The following is a 3,470-nucleotide window of genomic DNA, read 5'->3' as shown; positions in this document are numbered from 1 at the left end:
TAGCCTAACAAGGCATTTAAGACGGATTCCCAACGCTCGGCATTTTCGGTTCGCTTCGGCTTAAGTGTTTACGGTACAATACGTTAGGTGCAGTGGTCTGCGTTGCTCACCACTTAATGCGGCGTTAGCTGTATTTGTGTTTAGCTCTAGAGTCCAAAGAGGAAACATGTATAAACTAGAGATTTTTTGTCAGCCAAATCAGCAAGAAATGGTTTTAAGCACGTTGCATGAAGCTGGTGTCGATAAAATCGGGAATTATGACCATTGCTGGGCATATGGCTCAATTACGGGCTCTCATAGAGCACTAGATGGCTCAAATCCAGTTTTCGGGTCTGTTGGACGCGTAGAAAATTATCCACTGATCAAAATAGAAATAAATGTTTCTCGAAAGTATGTGCAGCCAATAGTTGAGCAACTAAAAATATGTCTAGGTTGGGAAGAGCCCTTGGTAAATATCTTTAAGCTGTACAATAAGGATTTTGAACTTTAAGTTCAGTGGCATACAGCTAACAAGGCGTTTAAGTGGGATTCATGCCGCGTGGCATTTTTGGTATGCAGTGAGTTTTGGTGGTGAAAGTGGTCTGCGGAAAGTTAGTTTATGCGGCATTCACCCCTTAACGCAGCGTTATGCAACTCAGGTAAATTTAGGGGTTCAATCTTTTGGGATTTCTCCGGCCATTCGTTTTGAGCTGTCGGCAAATGAGCATTTTTACCCTCAAATTCATGGTTAACTCAAACCGTAAAACAGGCAATATTCTTTATTTGCCTCAATCGGTTTTAGCGTTGGCGTGTTGTCAATTTAGTGAGCGCAAAGTGTGGAAAGAGCAAGTTAATCGATCATTTTGTATTTGTTGAAGGCGTTGCTCGTTGAGTTTGTTTGGCTCAAAAGCCTAGTTTGTCGCTGAAAGGCAGACTTCATTTTTGCGGCTTATTTATCACGGCTTTTGCTTGGGTTGATTCTTGAATCACTCAATTATTGCAATTGTGGTTTTTGATCGAGTAAAGTCAGCTTATCTTATTGAATTTGCATAACAAACAATTCAAGTGGATTCTCAACGCGTGGCAGTTTTACTATGCGTTGAGTAAAGTGTTTTATGGTGCAATGCAGTGGCTTGGCCAGTGCGTTGTTCACCACTTAATTGGGCGTTATGCTGCAATCATAAACTTCTGGCCAAGACTAAAAATAAGGTCTAAAATTAGCACTTATTTAAATACTTAATTGGTATCATTATGAGACAGGTTTTAGCTGATTGTTCAGCAAGTATTTCTGAGTTAAAGAAAAATCCAACAGCTTTACTAAACGAAGCTGATGGTTCTGCTATTGCTATCTTAAACCACAATAAGCCAGCAGCTTATCTTGTCCCAGCAGAAACTTATGAGTTTCTAATGGATATGCTTGATGACTACGAGCTTGCTAAGCTAGTTGAAAGTCGCCGCGGTGAGTTATCTGAAGCGGTGGAAGTAGATATCGATGACTTATAAGCTTAAATTTCTACCTGCGGCGAAGAAAGAGTGGAGCAAGTTAGCTCCACCAATTCAAAGTCAGTTCAAAAAGAAGCTTAAAGAGCGGCTAGAAAATCCGCATGTTCCTTCGTCTAAACTTCGTGGCTACGACTCAGTTTACAAGATCAAACTACGTACAGCAGGCTATCGTTTAGCCTATGAAGTTATTGACGATGAAATCGTGGTGTATGTGTTGGCTATTGGAAAACGAGACAAAGATGCAGTGTACAAAAAGTTAGCATCTCGGTTCTCGTAACAGCAGCATAACAAAGCGTTTAAGACAGATTCCCAACGCTTGGGATTTTTGGTTTACTTTGAATTTAGTGTTTACAGCACAATGGTTTAGGTTAGTTGGTCTGCGTTGCTCACTACTTAACGCGGCGTTATGTGTTGGATGAGTTTTTGAGGTTAATTCTACGATTTTATTGAGAATTCGTTTCGTGTTTTCGGCAAGTTGGCTTGGTCGAAATGGATTCTTGAACAACTTGAGATTGAGCGTTTTCAAGGTTTTTGGGTTGCCTCAATTGAGTTTTGGATCTGGTTCGTGTTGAGTTTCGTTGGTTTCAAATCGCTTTAATTGAAATGTCTTTTTGACTGATTCACTTGCTGACATTCAGCTCTGAAAATCTGGTGACGCAAAAAATTTAGCGGTTGCTGAAAGGGCGCTTTCTTTGTTGTTGATTCTGCAAATAGCTCTCTTTGGCTCAGATCGCTGTGAAATTTAGGTTTTGGTAAGCATCGTTTTTGTACGTAACTTATTCAAATCTCTTCATTTCTACGGTGGTTTACTTTGAGTTCACGGTAAAATTCACATAACAAGCAATTCAAGTGGATTCTCAACGCGTGGCAGTTTTACTATGCGTTGAGTAAAGTGTTTTACGGTGCAATGCAGCGACTTGGTCAGTGCGTTGTTCACCACTTAATTGGGCGTTATACGCTATGCGGTGTTTCAGTCCAGCTGACATGGTTCTGTTCTTCTTAGCTCATGCGCTAAGTTTAAAAGTTGATAATGCAGCTAAGTTATAAGGATAGGTAAAGATAAATGAGTGGACATAATCATTACCCTGATTGTACTTGCGGTTGGTGTTGTAAATTCAGAGGCATGAGTGGTGTAGATAATCGCCGAAATAAGACCGTAGACAGAAGTGTTGGGAGTATTAGCGAGCAAAGCAAAGTGTTTGTGAGCTATGTAAATCCTAGTGCTTACTGCCCAGTCTGTGGAGCATCAGTGTTTTTTTATCAATCCCCCAATGGTGGGAGAGTGTTTTTTGATTCATTGGGTAAACCTTGGGAGAAGCACCCTTGCACAGACAATAGCACTCTAAAGGTAAAAATAATTCCATCGAAAAACTTCCCTAACAGCAACCGAGTAGGGAAGTTTGAAGCCAATAAGTTCAATCCATTTATCATCAAACTGATCGAGAAATTTCATATTACATCTCGTGTAAAAGTATCAGGCTTTTTTGGTGAAGCAGGCATAGTCATAGCTATTTCTGGCATCACAAGGCAGGAATTTAATAACCTTGAAATTGATGTAAACAGTCCTTGTATGATGCGCCGAACTAACAACGGCTATCAGCTTTCTTTCGTAAATAAACGTGGGAAGGTTATTGATTTGGACGGTGTAAAAAGTAGTTAGGCAACAACTAGGGAAACGCGTATAACAAAGCGTTTAAGACGGATTCCCAACGCTTGGCACTTTCGGTTTGATTCGGTTTTAGTGTTTACGGCACAATGGTTTAGGTAAGGTGGTAGCGTTGCTCACCACTTAACGCGGCGTTATGTGTTTGATGAGTTTTTAAGGTCAAAGCTACGATTTCATTGAGAATTCGCTCCGTGTTTTCGGCAAGTTGGCTTGGTCGAAATGGATTCTTGAACAACCTGAGATTGATCGTTTTCAAGGTTATTGGGTTGCCTCAATTGAGTTTTTGATCTGGTTTGTGTTGAGTTTCGTTGGTTTCAAATCG

5 protein-coding genes and 1 pseudogene are annotated in these 3,470 nt (G+C 40.5%); 5 read left to right on the top strand and 1 reads right to left on the bottom strand.

Annotated elements, in window-relative coordinates:
- The first annotated feature begins 166 nt into the window (after positions 1-166).
- The 4 genes and pseudogenes from EYW48_RS20660 (at position 167) to EYW48_RS20650 (ending at position 1,759) form a co-directional block, all read left to right on the top strand.
- Positions 167-490 carry a hypothetical protein gene (locus EYW48_RS20660; RefSeq protein ID WP_277432991.1) on the top strand — a complete coding sequence of 108 codons (324 nt, stop codon included), beginning with the start codon at positions 167-169 and terminating at the stop codon, positions 488-490.
- 10 nt (positions 491-500) lie between these two features.
- Positions 501-626, top strand: a pseudogene (locus EYW48_RS22035) (DUF3265 domain-containing protein); the annotation flags it as partial.
- 604 nt (positions 627-1,230) lie between these two features.
- The gene (locus EYW48_RS20655) at positions 1,231-1,482 is read left to right on the top strand and encodes a type II toxin-antitoxin system Phd/YefM family antitoxin (protein ID WP_017038856.1); all 252 of its coding nucleotides are present in this window, start codon (positions 1,231-1,233) and stop codon (positions 1,480-1,482) included.
- Positions 1,472-1,759 carry a type II toxin-antitoxin system RelE/ParE family toxin gene (locus tag EYW48_RS20650; protein ID WP_013868556.1) on the top strand — a complete coding sequence of 96 codons (288 nt, stop codon included), beginning with the start codon at positions 1,472-1,474 and terminating at the stop codon, positions 1,757-1,759. The genes EYW48_RS20655 and EYW48_RS20650 overlap by 11 nt, the downstream gene beginning before the upstream one ends.
- 580 nt (positions 1,760-2,339) lie before the next feature.
- Here the strand turns inward: EYW48_RS20650 and EYW48_RS20645 are convergent.
- A complete protein-coding gene (locus EYW48_RS20645; protein WP_277432990.1) occupies positions 2,340-2,468 on the bottom strand; it encodes a hypothetical protein in 129 nt (42 codons plus the stop codon).
- 77 nt (positions 2,469-2,545) lie between these two features.
- Between EYW48_RS20645 and EYW48_RS20640 the strand changes: the two genes are divergently transcribed.
- Complete coding sequence (locus EYW48_RS20640) at positions 2,546-3,142, top strand: hypothetical protein (RefSeq protein WP_140280249.1); 597 nt, start codon at positions 2,546-2,548, stop codon at positions 3,140-3,142.
- Positions 3,143-3,470: the final 328 nt, after the last annotated feature.

Source organism: Vibrio sp. 1180_3 (genome assembly GCF_029478545.1).
Lineage (GTDB): Bacteria > Pseudomonadota > Gammaproteobacteria > Enterobacterales > Vibrionaceae > Vibrio > Vibrio aestuarianus.
Note: the sequence above shows the minus strand (reverse complement) of the source record. Positions and strands in the feature narration are given on the sequence as shown.